Origin of the sequence: Helicobacter sp. 'house sparrow 1', assembly GCF_900199585.1 — a bacterium.
Lineage (GTDB): Bacteria > Campylobacterota > Campylobacteria > Campylobacterales > Helicobacteraceae > Helicobacter_H.
The window spans coordinates 38,226-54,683 of the sequence record NZ_FZQY01000005.1 but is presented as its reverse complement, the minus strand read 5'-3'; the positions used below and the strand labels follow the sequence as shown (position 1 = coordinate 54,683).

Below are 16,458 nucleotides of genomic sequence, written 5' to 3'. Positions count from 1 at the left end.
AAGGATAAATATGGCAGATTTAATTGTTGGGATCCAATGGGGTGATGAAGGTAAGGGAAAAATTGTTGATAAATTAGCAAAAGAATATGACTATGTTGTAAGATATCAAGGTGGTCATAATGCTGGACATACTATTGTGGTGGATGATAAAAAATATGCTCTACATTTAATGCCATCAGGTATTCTTTATCCTCAATGCAAAAATATTATTGGAAATGGTGTTGTAGTATCTCTTGAAGCTCTTACAAAAGAAATGCAACAATATCAAAATCTTGATGGTAGATTTTTTATTAGCGATCGTGCCCATATTATTACCCCTTATCATCAAATCTTAGATTCTGCTAAAGAGAATATTTTAAAAGAAGCTATAGGAACCACAAAAAAAGGTATTGGGCCTGCTTATAGTGACAAAGTTTCAAGATCTGGTTTTAGAATAGGAGATCTAAATAATCTTGATATTTTCTACCAAAAACTTCAAGATTATTATGAGGGCATTAAATCTTTAGAGAGTATTTATAACATCACCTTTCCAAGCCCTGATAGTGTTTTCAAACAAATACAACAATTAAGCCCATCTATTCTTCCTTTTATCACAGATACTACAAAACTTCTGTGGGATGGAATTGATCAAGGAAAAAAGATTCTATTAGAGGGGGCTCAAGGGAGTATGCTTGATATTGATCATGGAACCTATCCTTTTGTAACCAGTTCTACCACAATTTCTGCTGGTGCAAGCAGTGGAACAGGCATTCCTCCAAAAGAATTTCATCATATTATTGGTGTAGCAAAAGCTTATTGCACAAGAGTAGGCAATGGTCCATTCCCAACTGAAGAAAACTCACCAATAGGAGATCTGATCTGTCAAAAAGGACATGAATTTGGAACGACCACAGGAAGAAAGCGACGCTGTGGATGGCTTGATGCAGTCGCACTAAAATATGCTTGCAAAATCAATGGTTGTACAAGTTTAGCATTGATGAAATTAGATGTTTTAGATCATTTTGAAGAAGTAAAAATTTGCACACATTATGAACTTGATGGCCAAATCATTGACTATGTACCAAGCAATATGCAAAACATTAAACCAATTTATAAAACTCTTGAGGGCTGGGGAGATACTCTAGGCATCAGAGATTTTAACCTCCTCCCTGCCAAAGCTCAAGATTATATCCGCACCCTAGAGGAAATTATTGGTGTTAAAGTTTCTCTTATTTCCACCTCACCTCAAAGAGATGATATTATTTTTTTATGAAAACATCATTTTATCCTCTTATCAAAATAAAAAAACAAGAACTAGAACAAAAAGAAATGGAAATTGCCCAAATCAATCATCTTATTGCACATAAATTTGATGAAATTGCGCAATTTCAATCTCAAATGAAGGAATTTAGTATTCCACATTCTGGAAATTTTCAAGATTTTAAAGTTTTGCAAGAATATAAAAATGCATTTTTATTTCAAATAGATTCAATGCACGCTGAAATCTCAAATCTCAAGCAAACAAAAAGGGAGCTTGAGCAAGCTTATCAAAAAATTTATATAGAATATGAAAAGCTAAATTATATACACACATCAGAACAAAAAAGAAGAATTAATGAAATCAAAAAACAGCATACAAAACATATCGATGAAGTGAGTACAATGTTATTTACTTTCAATAAGGATAAAAAATGAAAAAGAAAATATTTCTGGCTCTTATACTCAGCTATCTTTATGCAGAAGAAACACAAGAGGAAAGCTCAAAGCTTATACAGTGTAATGCAATCTTTGAAGCAAAAAAATCAGAAATTATTCAACAAATCCAAACCCTTGAAGAAAAAAAACAATCTTTAGAAATGCTACAAAAAGCAAGCGAGGACTTATTTAATCAACGAGAAAAAAAACTTCAAGATAAAGAAGAAGAATTAAAACAAAAAACCCAAGCCTTAAATGACAAGGAAATTCTTTTACAAACAAAACAAAAAGAAGCTGAAGAAAGGGTAAAAAAAATTTTGGCAAAAAATGAGGATATATTAAGACAAATCCGCGATGAAACAGAGAGCAAGGTTGCGCAAACCTACTCTAAAATGAAAGATTCAAAAGCTGCAGCAATTTTAAGTGATCTTAGCCTTAGTGAGGCTGCCAATATTCTTTTTTATCTTAAGCCACAAGAAATTGGAAAAATTCTGGCAAAAATGGAGCCTAAAAAAGCAGCATTATTAACAGAAACCCTTAAAAAGGGTCCTCCATTTGAGGAAAAAAAGCAAGAAGTTAAAAAACAAGAAGTGCAGGAGGAGCATATTATGAGCATTCCTGATGGGGAACAAAAAAAACCTCTCATTTAATTTAATTAAAAAATCAGCTACTTTTTTATATAGTAATAGAAATCTATTATTAAGGAATTAAAAATGAAAATCCTAGTTATACAGGGGCCAAACTTAAATATTCTAGGACATAGAGATCCAAGAATCTATGGACCAATAACGCTTGAGCAAATTCACTCAAATATGCAAGAGTTTGCAAAACAAAACAAGTTTGATATTGATTTTTTTCAAAGCAATTTTGAGGGCGAGATTATTGATAAAATTCAAGAATGTATTGGGGGAGAATATCAGGGGATCATCATCAATCCTGGTGCATACTCTCACACCTCTATTGCAATTGCTGATGCTATTGCTTCTGCTGGTGTTCCTGTAATTGAGGTTCATTTAAGCAATATTTTTGCTAGAGAAGAATTCAGAAGAAATAGCTACACTGGTGCTGCTTCTGCCGGTGTTATTACAGGTTTTGGAGCTTTTGGCTACCATCTTGCTTTAATTTCAATCTTACAAATTCTCAATGAAATTCAAGCAGTTAAAGAGGCTCAAGCCAAACAACAAAACAACTAGTCTTATGTTTGATTTTTTTACTCAAGATCAAAGTGCACAGCTTTATGAGTGTGGGTTTAGTTGTGATAATGCTTGGCTATTAAAAATTCAAAAAGATTGCTTTTTTATCACAGATTCTAGATACACACTTGAGGCACAGGAATTTTGCTCCAAAAATACACAAATTATTGAAGAATCTAATATCACTCAGGGGCTTATTAAGCTTATTAATAGTTTAAAGCCCAAAGAGCTGATTTTTGATGATCAACAAGTAAGTGTTTCTGTTTTTAATCAAATATCATCACTCTGCAATACGAGTTTAAAGCCTAAAGCTTCCTTTCATCAGCGCTTAAGGATAATAAAAAACCAAGAAGAAATACAAAAAATTGCTCAATCTCAACACCTCAACCAAAAGGCTTATGAAAAATTTGCCTCTTTTTTATTAAATCAAAAAAATCCTTTAAATGAAAAAGAACTCCTTTTTTATGCGAAGAATTTTTTACAAGACCACGGCAATTATGAATTAAGTTTTGAACCCATTATTGGTATCAATGCAAATGCTGCAAAACCTCATGCATTAGCCTCTACTTCTCTTCTTAATAAAGAAGATTTGATTCTCTTTGATGCTGGTATCAAATTTAAACACTATTGTTCTGATAGAACACGAACTGCCATTTTTGATGAGAACTTTCATTTTGAGAAACAACAAAGTTTCAAAGATATTAAGAAACAAAAAGTTTATGATATTGTATTAAAGGCACAGGAAGAAACAATAAAGAGTATCAAAAGTGGGATGAAGGGTAAAGAAATTGATGCCATAGCAAGAAACATTATAGAAGAACATGGTTTTGGGAATTTCTTTAACCATAGCACAGGACATGGAATTGGACTAGATATACATGAGCTACCTTTTATTTCCCCAAGAAGCGAAGAGATTATAGAAGATGGCATGGTTTTTTCTATTGAACCAGGAATCTATCTTCCTAATGAATTTGGAGTAAGAATTGAAGATCTTGTTGTAATAAAAAATGGCAGGGCTCATATTCTTTAGAGATGCGGAAGATATTTTTTACCCCCCATTTTCCTTTCTCCACTCCCTTTTTTAAAAAAAATTCTGCTTTAAATACTTTTACAATAGGAATTGGAGGGAATCAAGGGAATTGCTTCCAAACTTTTGATCATTTATTTTCATGGTTTCAAAAAAATAAACTCTTTTTTATTGTCTCCTCAAGTCCCATTTATCAAAATCCTGCATTTGGATATACCAACCAACAAGACTTTTATAATGCAACTCTTACTCTACAAACCCCTCTTTATTTAAGGGCGGTTTTTTGTACAATTTTCTATCTTGAAAGAAAATTCAAAAGACCTAGAAAAAGAGTTTTTAAAAATGCGCCAAGAACCCTAGATATTGATCTCTTATTCTTTAATAAGATTAAAATCACCTACCCGCATCTAAAAATTCCCCACCCGTATTGGAAACAACGAGAATCTGTTATAATACCACTGATGCTACAAAATCTACAAAAGGAAAGGTGATGAAACTTTATACCTATGGTGGAGAAACTGCTGCTCAAGCATTAAAAATTGCGCAAGAAAAGCATGGTGAAGATGCACTTGTTGTAAAAACTAGAGAAGTGAGAAAAAAGACATTAGGTCAAGCAGGTTTGTATGAGATTATTGTTGCAGTAGAAGAAGACACTCAAGATACTCCACCTCCTCCAAAAAATAGTATTCAAAAGCGTCTTGATGAAATTACACAAAAAAATGCAAAGAAAAAATATTTTGGTAATTTTGAAGAAGAAAATCAAAATGATGCTGTAAGCGTTCAACTTTCAAGCGCTGTAAGAGAAATCAATCAAACTTTAGATAATAAAAAAGCTTCTGATGATTTTGATTTAAGGTTTGAAAGCAAAGTTCTTAGAAAAGAAGAGGAAAAATTTAAAAAAGAACAAAATGAGAGCAAAGAATTCAAGGCAATAAAAACCGAACTGGATAAAATTAATGATAGGATGAAGCTTATCCAAAGTATGTTTTGGGAAGAAAAATCACCCAATAATATACAAATCCCCCAAGAATTTGCAGAAATTTATAGAATTGCAAAAAATAGCGGTATGCATTCTGCCCATCTTGATGAAATTATGCAATTAAGCTTAGAGCTGATGCCTTTAAAAATGAGGGAAAACTCTTTGACTATCAAGCGGTATTTCAGAGAAGTCTTGAGAAAAATGCTTTATTGCCGAAATGAAAACCTTGATTTAGGAAATAAAAAAATTATTATGCTAACTGGACCAACAGGAGTTGGAAAAACCACAACATTAGCAAAACTTGCCGCAAGATATTCCAAACTTTTAGATAAGAAATATCGAGTGGGAATCATAACTTTAGACACTTATAGAATAGGTGCTTTAGAGCAACTTACTTGGTATGCAAGAAAAATGAAAATTAGTATAGAAACAGTGATTGAGCCTGAAGATTTCTTAAAAGAAATTGATGCGCTCAGATATTGTGATATTATTCTTGTAGATACAGCTGGGCACTCTCAGCATGATAAACAAAAAATCAATCAACTAAAAAAATTCACACAAAACAATTATAAAATTGACATCGCGCTAGTTTTATCTGCGACAACAAAATATGAGGACTTAAGGGATATCTATCAATCTTTTAGTGAACTAGATATTGATTCTTTTATCTTTAGTAAATTAGATGAAAGCAAGGGTTTGGGAAATCTGTTTTCTCTTGCATATGAAACAAAAAAAACAATTAGTTATCTTTCTGTAGGTCAAGAAGTACCCACAGACCTATGTGTGGCGTCAAATGACTATCTTGCTGACTGCTTGCTTGATGGTTTTTATAATCCAAGTAAAGGTAGAAAATGAGCGAAAATCAAGCAACAAAACTTGAACAATTACTTCGTGGTGAAAAGAAATTACATTCCACGAAGTTTATTGCAATTACAAGCGGAAAAGGTGGGGTAGGAAAATCAACAATTAGTGCCAATCTTGCCTTTATTCTTGCAAAAATGGGATATAAAATTGGGGTCTTTGATGCAGATATCGGATTAGCAAATCTTGATCTTATTTTTGGTGTGCGCACCAAACAAAATATATTGCATGTACTAAAGGGAGAAGCAAGCTTTGATGATATTATTTGTCCTGTAGATAAAAACCTCTTCTTAATACCTGGAGATAGTGGCGAAGAGATATTGAAATTTGCCGATAAATTTAATATTTTGGATAGTTTTGCAAATGAGAGTCTTGTTTTTGAAGCTTTTGATTATGTGATTGTAGATACGGGTGCAGGTATTGGAACTACCACACAGGCTTTTTTAAATGCTTCAGATTATGTGATTGTAATCACCACACCAGATCCATCTGCGATTACAGATGCCTATGCGACAATAAAAATCAATGCAAAATATAGAGAAGAGATTTTAATGATTGTTAATATGGCTTCAAGAAATCAAGAGGCCTTAAATATTTTCCAAAAAATACAAAGTGTGGCTCTAAAAAATATCCCTCATCTAAAACTCTTTTATTTGGGCAACTTTTTGGCCAATAATACCGTGAGAGGGTCTACTAAATATAGAGAACTCATCACAAAAACCGAACCATATAATGCCTTTAGTCTTAATATGGAGGAAGTAGCAAGACAATTAATCTCAAAAGTGGAACGCAATATGCTTGAAACTCCAAAAGCAAACTTTGGTAGTTTCTTAAAAAGGATGCTTAGTTATCTTTAGTTCAAGGAAATGAGATGAAACCAACTAATTATCTCAATCTTTCTGTTTCGTTTGGGTTTTTTTTGGGCCTTGCCCTAGCTGTTGCAAAATTTGATGAACCAGAAATCGTATTATTCTGGACAGTTGTATCAACAATTGGATTTTATCTGATTGCTATGCTTATTGTTGCAATCTACACTTGGTCTTTAAATTTTAGCTTTAATATTTTTGATAAGGCAAGCTTAGAGAGTCGTTTGGATGATTTTGATAAGGAATTTGATTTGCAAGAGCGAGAGGTGCAAAATATAAGACTTTATCTTAAAAGTTTTGATTATGATGGTAAGATGCAATGAATGTTTATAACCAAAATATCAGACATTCTCAAGATGAACTTGCCATACAATATCTTCCAGCAGTAAGGGCTATGGCCTATCGCATCAAAGAGAGAGTACCAAGCTCTGTGGATATTAATGATTTGATCTCTATAGGAACTGAGGAGTTAATTAAGCTTGCCAGAAAATATGATAGTGCTATTAATGATTCATTTTGGGGATATGCTAGAACACGAGTTAATGGAGCATTACTAGATTATCTCCGATCGCTTGATATCATCTCGCGTGCTAACAGAAAACTCATTAAAAGTATTGATTTTGAGACTACTCGCTACTACAATAAATATCAAGAAGAGCCTAGTGATGAATATCTTGCAGAAATTCTTAATGAGACTTTAGAAAAGATCAAAGAAGCAAAAATTGCTTCAGATATTTATCTTCTTGTCCCTATTGATGAGCAGTACAATGTAATTGAGGGTAGCACAATTATTGATAAGCTTGAGCAAGAAGAACTTATTGATAAAATTAAAGCTGCTCTCTCAGAGCTAACAGAAAGGGAACAGCTTGTAATACAGATGTATTTTTTTGAAGAAATGAGCCTTAGTGAAATCAAGGAGGTTTTAGATATCACAGAATCTAGAATTTCACAAATCACAAAAGAAGTAATCAAGAAGATTAGAAGATCCATAGGAGAACATAATGGCTGACATATTAAGTCAAGAGGAAATTGATGCGCTACTAGAAGTAATAGATGAGGATCATACTCCTGAGCTAGAAAGAAGCAGTTTACTCCCAAATAAGCAAGTGATGCTTTATGACTTTAAAAGACCCAACCGTGTAAGCAAAGAGCAATTAAGGGCCTTTAGAGGCATTCACGATAAAATGGCTAGAAATCTCTCTAGTCAGATTTCTGCCATTATGCGTAGCATTGTTGAGATTCAATTACACAGTGTAGATCAGATGACTTATGGAGAATTTTTAATGAGTCTCCCAAGTCCCACAAGCTTTAATGTTTTTTCAATGAAGCCCATGGATGGAACGGGGGTTTTAGAAATTAATCCAAGCATTGTGTTTTCAATGATTGATCGCTTACTTGGAGGAAAGGGGGAAACTTATGATAGCCAAAGAGAATTTAGCGATATTGAATTAAATCTTTTAGATAGTATTCTAAGGCAAATAATGCAAACTCTAAAAGATGCTTGGGCTCCTGTTACCGAGATCTTTCCAAGTATTGATGCCAAGGAATCTAGTCCTAATGTCGTCCAAATTGTTGCACAAAATGAAGTAGTTATCATGGTTGTAATGGAAATTATTATAGGACATAGTAGTGGTATGATTAATCTTTGTTATCCTGTGATTTCACTTGAAACAATCCTATCAAGATTAGGTAGCAGAGATCTTGTGTTCTCTGAAACAAGCTCTAAAAAAAGTCGCAATAAAGAATTACAGGCTCTAATTGGAGGTGCAAATATTAATATTAGTGCATCTATCGGTCAAGCAAGTCTATCTCTAAGAGATATTTTAGATCTACAAGCAGGAGATATTATTAGATTAAATAGAAAAGCTGATGATACAGTTTTGGTAGCTATTGATGGCAAAGATAAATTTTTAGCAGATATTGGATTACAAAGATATCGAAAGAGCATAAAAATCAAAGAGGTCTTAAAAACAGAAAAAGACCAAGTAAAAGAGATATTAGAAATGCTTGAAATGCGAAGAAAAAATAGAATTAATGAAATAGAAACAGAGGAGGAAGAAAACTATGAATGATTTTATTAAACTTTTTATTCAAGAGGCTATCTCTACAATAGAAGGACTAACAGGATCAAGTCCCAATATTAAGGAAATAAAAAGCATAGATTTAAAACAAGAAAAGATTTCTCCTCCCTATGCACTGACTTCTATTGAAACTAGTGGAGACTTTCATACCTCACTAGCAATTGCAACTCCCGTTGAACTTGCAACTGCCCTTGCTGATACAATGGTTGGTGGAGAAGGTAATGCAAAAGAAAGTATGGATGATGATGATTTGGATGCTAATAAAGAAATTAATTCAAATATTTTTGGTGCCCTATCCACCAGCTTGGGTTCTCAAAAAAAATTGCCCAAACTAAGTTTTTCTTGCAAAAGCATAGAATTTGTAACCTCAGATCAAGATCATCAAGGCTATACTAAAGCCTATAATTTCTCTTTTGAACTCAACACAATTTCATCGCATTTTTGGCTTTTATCTTCAGCTGATTTGGAAAACAATCTGACACAAGAAGCCCCTACAGCTAAAGAAACAACCACTCAAGAACAAGCACAAACAACAAGTAGTCTTTCAAGCGATGAGATGAAAAATATTGCAATGCTACTGGATGTTAAACTAAATGTAAAAGTAAGAATTGGACAAAAAAGAATGCTTTTAAAAGACGTGGTATCTATGGATATTGGAAGCGTAATAGAATTAAATCAACTTGCAAACGACCCCCTAGAAATCTTAATTGATGATAAAGTAATTGCAAAAGGTGAAGTGGTAATTGTAGATGGAAACTTTGGAATCCAAGTGACAGAAATAGGGACAAAGCGCCAAAGATTAGAACAACTAAAAGGCCATTAAGCCCTTACTTATAAAAACTCTCTTACTACTTCCCTATCATCAAAAGGAATGGTTTTATCTTTTAAAATCTGCTCTACTTCATCACCTTTTCCCAAGATAAACAAAATTTCATCTTGCTCTTGGGAATCCATTGCTTTTTTAATAGCTTCTCTTCTATCAAGCTCTACTACCACTTTTTGTTTTTGACTAATACCATCTAAAATATCTTGAAGTATCAATAAGGGATCTTCTGTCCTTGGATTATCATTTGTTAAATAGATTCTTTTGGCATATTGATCTGCTATCTTACCCATCAATGGGCGCTTGCTTCTATCTCTATCTCCACCAGCACCAAATAAAACTACAATATTTCTATTTGGAAAACTTTGAAAGATTCTCTCCATTCCATCATGGGTATGCGCAAAATCTACAATAATCAAAGGTTGGTTAGAGATTACTTCCATACGCCCACTCACCCCTTTAAAATTTTCCAAACTTTGGATAGCTTTTTTTAGTGGCAGAAGATTTAATGTCCATATACTCCCTACTGCTGCAAGTATATTATAAAGATTATGCAATCCATAGAGTCTAGATTTTAACTCTATTTCCCTATCACCACAAACAATCTGTGCAGAAATTCCATCTGCTAGATCATATCTTTTTACCCAAATATCAGCTTGAGAAAAAATACTATAAAGCAATGTATTTGATGGATTAAACTTTGCATTTTTCTCATCCAAATTAATTACTTTCTTTCCTTGATTGCCAAAAAAACTATTCTTAACATCCCTATAGGTTCGCAAATCTTTATGGTAATCAAGGTGATCACTTGTAATATTACTCAAAACTCTTACATCAAAATCAATCCCATAAATTCTTTCTTGTTCAATTGCATGAGAACTTACCTCCATCACAACAACTTCACATTGATTTTTAGCCAAAAAATCAAAGTTTTGATAGAGCTCTAAAATTGTTGGTGTAGTAAGTCCTTTTGCTTTAACCTGCCTATGATTAAAATACACCCCTTGGGTTCCAATCATTGCACAAGAATAGCCATTATCTAAAAGTATATGATAGATGAGATTGGCAATGGTTGTTTTCCCATTTGTCCCTGTAATACCTATAATTTTTGAAGGAAAAGAAAAATATTTCTTAAGTTCCTTATAATTTAAAACAGCCCTGTTGGATCTTTTAAAAGCCTCTGCAAACTCCTTATTTCTTGGTGTTTCGACAAATAAAACATTCTCTGCATCATCCCTTGTATTGTCACTTAAATATTGATATTCTCTACCCTCATAATTTATCATAAAATCTATTTTCATAACTTCTGCACAGCCCTTTGTAAAATATCTTTAATTCTTAGATCATAATACATTGCTTCTTTCATATTTTCTATGTATTGCAAACAAAAATCAACAAAATTATTTTCAAGCAATACTTCTAAAAAATCATAAAAATCTTCCTTTTTGGTAAAAATAATTTTTGTGCTAAAGATTAGATTCTCAAAAACCTCTTTAAAGTTAGTTTCCAAACACATTGCCTTAAAATCACTATATAAAATACCATCCATCTCATCAATCTTTTGATTATTATCTTCACATAAAACTGCTGAAATCTTTTCAATACCATTATCAAAAGATTGGATACTATCTAAAATACCTTGTTGTATTTTTTTACGCATTGCCCTTGGGTTATTTAAAATCATTGCCTTATACAACTCATAAAAACCTTGTGCCTCTTTGGGAAAATCTGAAATCATATCTGATAACAACAAACCAATTTTTGCTTCCAAATCCTCTTCATCTAGGCGCAATGCATCAGAAAAAAACCTCATTGCACCAGAATAATCTTCAGCCTCAAATGCCCTAAAACCTTTTTGTATAAGGACTCGTTTTTTTGGATGATTAATAAGAGACAAATATAACTCCTTAGAATCCTTGTCCTAGGATTTTAAAATACTTTCCAAATCTTGATTTTTTGGTACCTCAATTACTTGCAAATCTGGATGTATATCCATTCTCAACTGTCTTTCAATACCATTTTTTAATGTTAAATGTGCACTAGAACACCCCTGACAAGCTCCCTCCAACCTGACATAAACTTTTGCATCTCTAATTCCCAAAACAGTGATATCCCCACCATCTGTAAGTAACATGGGGCGAACCTTTTGTATTGATTTTTCTACAGGCTCATAAAGCTCTTCATCACTAAAAGGAAACATTTTATTAACCTCCTCTTTAAGTCATAAACTTGTTGCAATTCTATCAAAATAAAGCCATTAAGGATAAATAGGATTTTAAGAGCTTTTAGATATACTTTCATATATTAAAGAGACAAGAATTATGCTACAAGGATCTTGATATGGATATTCGTTCAAAATTCTTAGATTTTTTTCAAAAAAAAGGTCATCAAGTTTATGGGAGTATGCCCCTTGTTCCTGAAGATGCTAGTTTACTTTTCACTAATGCTGGAATGGTGCAATTTAAAGATATTTTTATTGGAAAAATACCCATCCCGCAAATACCAAGAGCAACTTCTTCACAACTTTGCATAAGGGCTGGTGGAAAACATAATGATTTAGAAAATGTTGGCTTCACAAGAAGGCATCATACGCTTTTTGAAATGCTTGGTAATTTTTCTTTTGGAGATTACTTTAAAGAAGATGCCATTGCCTATGCATGGGAATTTGTAACCGAAGTATTAGGTTTTGATAAATCTGTCTTATATGTTACTGTTCATGAAAATGATGATGAAGCCTTTGAGATATGGAGCAAGCATATTGATCCCAGTAGAATTAAAAGAATGGGAGATAAGGATAATTTTTGGCAGATGGGAGATACAGGTCCATGCGGACCTTGTAGTGAAATTTTTGTGGATCAAGGTGAGGAATTTAATACCCAAGAAGATTATTTTGGTGGAGATGGGGATAGATTCTTAGAGATTTGGAATCTTGTCTTTATGCAATTTGAAAGACATAGCGATGGTAGTCTAACTCCTCTCCCAAAACCAAGTATTGATACAGGAATGGGTCTTGAGAGAGTTTATGCACTACTGGAAAAAAAGAAAAGTAATTTTGATACCTCCTTATTTATGCCCTTAATAAGAAAAGTGGAACAACTCACAAAAAAAGTTTACAACTATGAGGATGGTGCAAGCTTTAGAGTTATTGCTGATCATTCTAGGGCAATAGCATTTTTGTTGGCCCAAGGCGTGAATTTTGATAAAGAAGGACGCGGGTATGTCTTGCGTAGAATCTTAAGGCGCGCAGTGAGATATGGCTATCTTTTAGGGTTGAGGGAACCATTCTTATATCAGATTGTAATGCAAGTATGTGAAGAAATGGGAAGTTTTTATACCTATCTTATTGAGAAGAAAGACATAATTGCTAATCAATGCAAACTGGAGGAAGCAAAGTTTTTTGAAACCATTGATCAGGGTATTACACTCTTTAAAAAAGAGATAGAAACTTTAAAATCTAAAAATAGCACTATATTTAGTGGAGAGGTTGCCTTTAAGCTTTATGACACTTTTGGCTTTCCTCTTGATCTTACACAAGATATGCTAAAAGAAAATAATCTTTCATTGGATCTAAAATCCTTTGAACTTCATATGCAAAAACAAAAAGAACTGGCCAAAGCTTCTTGGAAAGGCAGCGGGGATGCAACCATTCAAGGAGATTTTAAAACCATCTTAGAAAAATTTAAAGGTAATGATTTCATTGGTTATGAAAATACACAATCTCATAGCAAGATTCTTGCATTATTTGATACCTCATTTACAGAGACACAGACCCTTAGAGAAAAAGGGTTTATTTTATTAGATAAAACACCTTTTTATCCAGAAAGTGGTGGGGCTATAGGAGATAAAGGGGAAATTTTTCTTGATGGTAAAAAAATTGCCAACATCTTAGATACAAAGAAATATTTTGGATTGAATATTAGTCAAATTGAGCCCTTAGAATCTGTTTCTATAGGCAAGGAGGTTGTTGCTAAAGTAGATGGGATGCGCCAAGAAATTGCAAAGCACCACTCTGCAACACATCTATTGCACGCTGTTTTGAAAAAGAAACTAGGAGAGCAAGTATCACAAGCTGGAAGTTTGGTTGAAGCTAACCGCCTAAGATTTGATTTTAATTTTCCAAGACCCCTTCAAACTGAAGAAATCCAAGAAATTCAAGATGAAGTCAATCAATTAATTATGCAAAATATCCCTGCAAGCATTGAAAATATGTCTCTAAAAGATGCTAAAAATAAGGGAGCAATTGCTTTGTTTGGAGAAAAATATGAAGATAGTGTAAGGGTGGTAAGTTTTGATGATTATTCTTGCGAACTTTGCGGTGGTATTCATATCCAAAACACGGGGTTTATTGGAGAGTTTATTATCATAAAAGAATCAGGGGTATCAAATGGCATAAGGCGCATTGAAGCAATTTGTGGAGAAAGTGCATATCTTTTTACAAAAAATCTTATCCAACAAGTAAGCCATACAAAAGAGTTGCTAAAAAATAATGATCCAATACTAGGAATCACTAAACTAAAAGACAAAATTAAAGAGCTAGAAAAACAGCTAGCCTTTAAACAATCACAAGTTGATTTGCAAATACAAACAATCAATGAAACCACTCTTATTGTGCAAAGCCTTCAAGGGGGTGATTTAAAACAAATTGTTGATGAGCAAAAAAATAAGTATGAAAATATTGCGATTTTACTGATTGATTCTCAAAAACTACAGATTGTAGCAGGAACAAAAAACAACACCATTAAGGCAAATGAATGGGTTAAGGTTGTAGCACAAATACTTGGGGGTAATGGTGGTGGAAGATCGGATTTTGCAACCGCTGGAGGCAAAGATTCCTCAAAAATCAAAGAAGCCTTAGACTCTGCAAAAAAATTTATTATAGATAAAATCCAATGATTATTCTTGCATCATCTTCACAGAGTCGCAAAGTAATTCTTGAAGAATTTTGTGTTGATTTTGTGCAAAAAAGCGTAGATTTTGATGAAGAGACAATCAAAACTACTTGTCCCAAGACCTTTGCTTTTGAAGCCTGCAAAGGAAAATTTTTTAAAGCTTTGCAAAAATTTGGGACCAACCTTCCAATTCTAGTAGCTGATAGCGTAGTGAGTGTAAATAATATTCTTCAAAGAAAGCCAAAAAATATACAAGAAGCTAGAGATATGCTAACCAATCAAAGTGGCAATGAGGTAAAAATCATCACTGCGCAGATTTTTAAATCTAGTAAGATTGAACTTTATGATGTCTCTTGTGCTAGCTTTAGCTTTAAATTTTTTGATTCTTTAGATAAAGAACATTATTTAGAATCTAATCTTTGGAAAAATAAGGCTGGAGGTATTATGCTAGAAGGATTTCATCAAAAATACATTATTCAAGGAAAAGGGCTTTTATCTACTGCCAGAGGGCTTAGTATAGAGAAATTTTTACCTTTTTTTGAGATAATATGAATACAACACTTTTAATTGTGATGCTATTTACATCTATCTTAATTGGGTTGTTTGGTTGTATTGCCTTTTTATGGGGCCTTAAGACTGGGCAATTTGATGATGAAAAGAAAATCACGCAAGGAGTTTTATTTGATAGTCCTGAGGATCTCAATCAAGCAATAACACAACAAAGAAAAAAGGAAAAACTAAAAAAGGAAAGATTTGATGAAAAAAGTTTATGATATTGCAATTATAGGGGCTGGACCTGCAGGAATTAGCGCTGCTGCAGAAGCTAAAATAGCAGGTATCTCTGAAATTATTTTATTTGAAAAAACACAAGAACACTCAAATACAATAAGAAAATTTTATAAAGATGGCAAGCGTGTAGATAAAGACTACAAAGGGCATGTCACAGATCTTAAGGGCAATATATCTTTTAGCGATGGAAGCAAAGAAAGCACTCTTGAGTTATTTGATCATCTCATTGAAAAATATGATCTCAATCCAAAGTATGGCACAGATATTGAAAAAATTACTCAGGTAGATGGTATTTTTGAGATCCATACTACAAATAATGAAGTTTTTCAATCCAAATTCGTTGTAATTGCTATAGGCAAAATGGGGCAACCAAATAAGCCAGATTATAAAATTCCTCCAACTTTGCTAAAAAAGGTGGCTTATAATATCAACACCATCCAAGCAGGAGAAAAAGTTCTTGTAGTTGGAGGAGGAAATTCAGCAGTAGAATATGCAACATATCTTACTGAAATCACTGACACAACACTCAATTATAGACGCAAAGAATTTGCAAGAATCAATGAAATCAATGCAGAGAATCTTAAGCAAGCGATGCAAAACCAATTAAAAACAAAATTGGGTATTAATATAGAAAAACTTGAAGATAATCAATCAAAACCTCAAGTATTTTTTGATGATGGTAGCTCCGAAACATTCGATAAGATTGTTTATGCAATTGGTGGTGCCGCTCCTATTGATTTCTTAAAAAAATGTGGTTTAGAGCTTGATGATGCAGGCATTCCTCTTACAAACAATTTAGAGAGTTCAGTTAAAAATATATTTGTCGCTGGAGATATTCTTTCAAAGAATGGCGCTTCTATTGCAGTTGGAATCAATCAAGGCTATGAGGCAATCCAGAGTATAAAATCTAAGCTATAAGTTTAGCGAGAGGGCAGAAGAATCGAACTCCTCAACAGCTAGACACCTAGCCATTCTTTGGGTTTGAAGCCCAAGGTGCACACCAGCACACTTGCCCCCCTTATAGGGTGGTGGGTATTATAATAAATTTTTTCTCATAATTCAAATTATACACTCTTTTTACTTTGACTAGTTTTTGTAAAATTTATCCCTATTATAAGCCTACTAGCCTTATCTATCCCCCTTTAATAAAGGTAATTTTGCACAAAAGTATTAATTTTTCAACACCACTTAATTAAAAAATTTATAGAATTTTACTTTAGTCTAAATTAGCTCAAATTGAAAAAGATAAGGGTATTATTAGACTTTTTTGTACTCT

Annotated in this window: 19 protein-coding genes; 16 read left to right on the top strand and 3 right to left on the bottom strand. The window is 33.1% G+C overall.

The window, feature by feature from the left end; translation table 11 throughout:
• The first annotated feature begins 10 nt into the window (after positions 1-10).
• The 12 genes from C6H31_RS03475 (at position 11) to fliY (ending at position 9,504) form a co-directional block, all read left to right on the top strand.
• Positions 11-1,252 carry an adenylosuccinate synthase gene (locus C6H31_RS03475; protein ID WP_104697436.1) on the top strand — a complete coding sequence of 414 codons (1,242 nt, stop codon included), beginning with the start codon at positions 11-13 and terminating at the stop codon, positions 1,250-1,252.
• Positions 1,249-1,674 carry a flagellar export protein FliJ gene (locus tag C6H31_RS03470; RefSeq protein WP_104697435.1) on the top strand — a complete coding sequence of 142 codons (426 nt, stop codon included), beginning with the start codon at positions 1,249-1,251 and terminating at the stop codon, positions 1,672-1,674. The genes C6H31_RS03475 and C6H31_RS03470 overlap by 4 nt, the downstream gene beginning before the upstream one ends.
• Positions 1,671-2,324, top strand: coding sequence for a MotE family protein (locus tag C6H31_RS03465; protein ID WP_104697434.1), 654 nt, complete (start codon positions 1,671-1,673; stop codon positions 2,322-2,324). The genes C6H31_RS03470 and C6H31_RS03465 overlap by 4 nt, the downstream gene beginning before the upstream one ends.
• Before the next feature lie 63 nt (positions 2,325-2,387).
• Positions 2,388-2,867: a type II 3-dehydroquinate dehydratase gene (gene aroQ / locus C6H31_RS03460; RefSeq protein WP_104697433.1), complete on the top strand. Its 480-nt coding sequence runs from the start codon at positions 2,388-2,390 to the stop codon at positions 2,865-2,867.
• A 4-nt stretch (positions 2,868-2,871) separates the two neighbouring features.
• The gene (locus C6H31_RS03455; RefSeq protein ID WP_104697432.1) at positions 2,872-3,897 is read left to right on the top strand and encodes a M24 family metallopeptidase; all 1,026 of its coding nucleotides are present in this window, start codon (positions 2,872-2,874) and stop codon (positions 3,895-3,897) included.
• A 2-nt stretch (positions 3,898-3,899) separates the two neighbouring features.
• Positions 3,900-4,385, top strand: coding sequence for a 2-amino-4-hydroxy-6-hydroxymethyldihydropteridine diphosphokinase (folK, locus tag C6H31_RS03450; RefSeq protein WP_104697431.1), 486 nt, complete (start codon positions 3,900-3,902; stop codon positions 4,383-4,385).
• The gene (gene flhF, locus C6H31_RS03445; RefSeq protein WP_104697430.1) at positions 4,385-5,728 is read left to right on the top strand and encodes a flagellar biosynthesis protein FlhF; all 1,344 of its coding nucleotides are present in this window, start codon (positions 4,385-4,387) and stop codon (positions 5,726-5,728) included. Before folK ends, flhF begins: the two co-directional genes overlap by 1 nt.
• A complete protein-coding gene (locus C6H31_RS03440; protein ID WP_104697429.1) occupies positions 5,725-6,591 on the top strand; it encodes a P-loop NTPase in 867 nt (288 codons plus the stop codon). The genes flhF and C6H31_RS03440 overlap by 4 nt, the downstream gene beginning before the upstream one ends.
• Before the next feature lie 14 nt (positions 6,592-6,605).
• Positions 6,606-6,923 (top strand): hypothetical protein, encoded by a 318-nt coding sequence (locus C6H31_RS03435; protein ID WP_104697428.1) that lies wholly within the window; start codon positions 6,606-6,608, stop codon positions 6,921-6,923.
• Positions 6,920-7,609 (top strand): RNA polymerase sigma factor FliA, encoded by a 690-nt coding sequence (locus tag C6H31_RS03430; protein ID WP_104697427.1) that lies wholly within the window; start codon positions 6,920-6,922, stop codon positions 7,607-7,609. The genes C6H31_RS03435 and C6H31_RS03430 overlap by 4 nt, the downstream gene beginning before the upstream one ends.
• On the top strand, positions 7,602-8,672 hold the full coding sequence (gene fliM / locus C6H31_RS03425) for a flagellar motor switch protein FliM (RefSeq protein WP_104697426.1): 1,071 nt from the start codon (positions 7,602-7,604) through the stop codon (positions 8,670-8,672). The genes C6H31_RS03430 and fliM overlap by 8 nt, the downstream gene beginning before the upstream one ends.
• A complete protein-coding gene (fliY, locus tag C6H31_RS03420) occupies positions 8,665-9,504 on the top strand; it encodes a flagellar motor switch protein FliY (protein WP_104697425.1) in 840 nt (279 codons plus the stop codon). Before fliM ends, fliY begins: the two co-directional genes overlap by 8 nt.
• Positions 9,505-9,512: 8 nt before the next feature.
• Here the strand turns inward: fliY and C6H31_RS03415 are convergent, their stop codons facing one another.
• The 3 genes from C6H31_RS03415 to C6H31_RS03405 are packed head-to-tail and all read right to left on the bottom strand — an operon-like array spanning position 9,513 to position 11,704.
• On the bottom strand, positions 9,513-10,805 hold the full coding sequence (locus tag C6H31_RS03415; protein WP_104697424.1) for a UDP-N-acetylmuramoyl-L-alanyl-D-glutamate--2,6-diaminopimelate ligase: 1,293 nt from the start codon (positions 10,803-10,805) through the stop codon (positions 9,513-9,515).
• Entirely contained in the window at positions 10,802-11,401 is a 600-nt protein-coding gene (locus C6H31_RS03410) for a histidine kinase (protein WP_104697423.1), read from the bottom strand. The genes C6H31_RS03415 and C6H31_RS03410 overlap by 4 nt, the downstream gene beginning before the upstream one ends.
• A 24-nt stretch (positions 11,402-11,425) precedes the next feature.
• Entirely contained in the window at positions 11,426-11,704 is a 279-nt protein-coding gene (locus tag C6H31_RS03405) for a NifU family protein (protein WP_104697422.1), read from the bottom strand.
• A 140-nt stretch (positions 11,705-11,844) separates the two neighbouring features.
• Between C6H31_RS03405 and alaS the strand changes: the two genes are divergently transcribed.
• From alaS to C6H31_RS03385, 4 genes are read left to right on the top strand one after another with little or no spacing between them, the layout of a single operon-like run.
• On the top strand, positions 11,845-14,397 hold the full coding sequence (gene alaS / locus C6H31_RS03400; protein ID WP_104697421.1) for an alanine--tRNA ligase: 2,553 nt from the start codon (positions 11,845-11,847) through the stop codon (positions 14,395-14,397).
• Entirely contained in the window at positions 14,394-14,945 is a 552-nt protein-coding gene (gene maf / locus C6H31_RS03395; RefSeq protein ID WP_104697420.1) for a septum formation inhibitor Maf, read from the top strand. The genes alaS and maf overlap by 4 nt, the downstream gene beginning before the upstream one ends.
• A complete protein-coding gene (gene ccoS, locus C6H31_RS03390) occupies positions 14,942-15,166 on the top strand; it encodes a cbb3-type cytochrome oxidase assembly protein CcoS (RefSeq protein ID WP_104697419.1) in 225 nt (74 codons plus the stop codon). Before maf ends, ccoS begins: the two co-directional genes overlap by 4 nt.
• Positions 15,150-16,100, top strand: a complete 951-nt coding sequence (locus C6H31_RS03385; protein WP_104697418.1) for an NAD(P)-binding domain-containing protein — start codon at positions 15,150-15,152, stop codon at positions 16,098-16,100. The genes ccoS and C6H31_RS03385 overlap by 17 nt, the downstream gene beginning before the upstream one ends.
• Positions 16,101-16,458 lie beyond the last annotated feature (358 nt).

What these genes read in the sequence shown, in the direction of transcription:
- maf (WP_104697420.1), top strand. Translation starts at nt 14,394, where the DNA reads ATGATTATTCTTGCATCATCTTCACAGAGTCGCAAAGTAATTCTTGAA.
- alaS (WP_104697421.1), top strand. Translation starts at nt 11,845, where the DNA reads ATGGATATTCGTTCAAAATTCTTAGATTTTTTTCAAAAAAAAGGTCAT.
- C6H31_RS03435 (WP_104697428.1), top strand. Translation starts at nt 6,606, where the DNA reads ATGAAACCAACTAATTATCTCAATCTTTCTGTTTCGTTTGGGTTTTTT.
- C6H31_RS03455 (WP_104697432.1), top strand. Translation starts at nt 2,872, where the DNA reads ATGTTTGATTTTTTTACTCAAGATCAAAGTGCACAGCTTTATGAGTGT.
- C6H31_RS03470 (WP_104697435.1), top strand. Translation starts at nt 1,249, where the DNA reads ATGAAAACATCATTTTATCCTCTTATCAAAATAAAAAAACAAGAACTA.
- C6H31_RS03465 (WP_104697434.1), top strand. Translation starts at nt 1,671, where the DNA reads ATGAAAAAGAAAATATTTCTGGCTCTTATACTCAGCTATCTTTATGCA.
- C6H31_RS03415 (WP_104697424.1), bottom strand. Translation starts at nt 10,805, where the DNA reads ATGAAAATAGATTTTATGATAAATTATGAGGGTAGAGAATATCAATAT.
- fliY (WP_104697425.1), top strand. Translation starts at nt 8,665, where the DNA reads ATGAATGATTTTATTAAACTTTTTATTCAAGAGGCTATCTCTACAATA.
- C6H31_RS03405 (WP_104697422.1), bottom strand. Translation starts at nt 11,704, where the DNA reads ATGTTTCCTTTTAGTGATGAAGAGCTTTATGAGCCTGTAGAAAAATCA.
- folK (WP_104697431.1), top strand. Translation starts at nt 3,900, where the DNA reads ATGCGGAAGATATTTTTTACCCCCCATTTTCCTTTCTCCACTCCCTTT.
- flhF (WP_104697430.1), top strand. Translation starts at nt 4,385, where the DNA reads ATGAAACTTTATACCTATGGTGGAGAAACTGCTGCTCAAGCATTAAAA.
- C6H31_RS03385 (WP_104697418.1), top strand. Translation starts at nt 15,150, where the DNA reads ATGAAAAAAGTTTATGATATTGCAATTATAGGGGCTGGACCTGCAGGA.
- ccoS (WP_104697419.1), top strand. Translation starts at nt 14,942, where the DNA reads ATGAATACAACACTTTTAATTGTGATGCTATTTACATCTATCTTAATT.
- C6H31_RS03440 (WP_104697429.1), top strand. Translation starts at nt 5,725, where the DNA reads ATGAGCGAAAATCAAGCAACAAAACTTGAACAATTACTTCGTGGTGAA.
- fliM (WP_104697426.1), top strand. Translation starts at nt 7,602, where the DNA reads ATGGCTGACATATTAAGTCAAGAGGAAATTGATGCGCTACTAGAAGTA.
- C6H31_RS03475 (WP_104697436.1), top strand. Translation starts at nt 11, where the DNA reads ATGGCAGATTTAATTGTTGGGATCCAATGGGGTGATGAAGGTAAGGGA.
- C6H31_RS03430 (WP_104697427.1), top strand. Translation starts at nt 6,920, where the DNA reads ATGAATGTTTATAACCAAAATATCAGACATTCTCAAGATGAACTTGCC.
- aroQ (WP_104697433.1), top strand. Translation starts at nt 2,388, where the DNA reads ATGAAAATCCTAGTTATACAGGGGCCAAACTTAAATATTCTAGGACAT.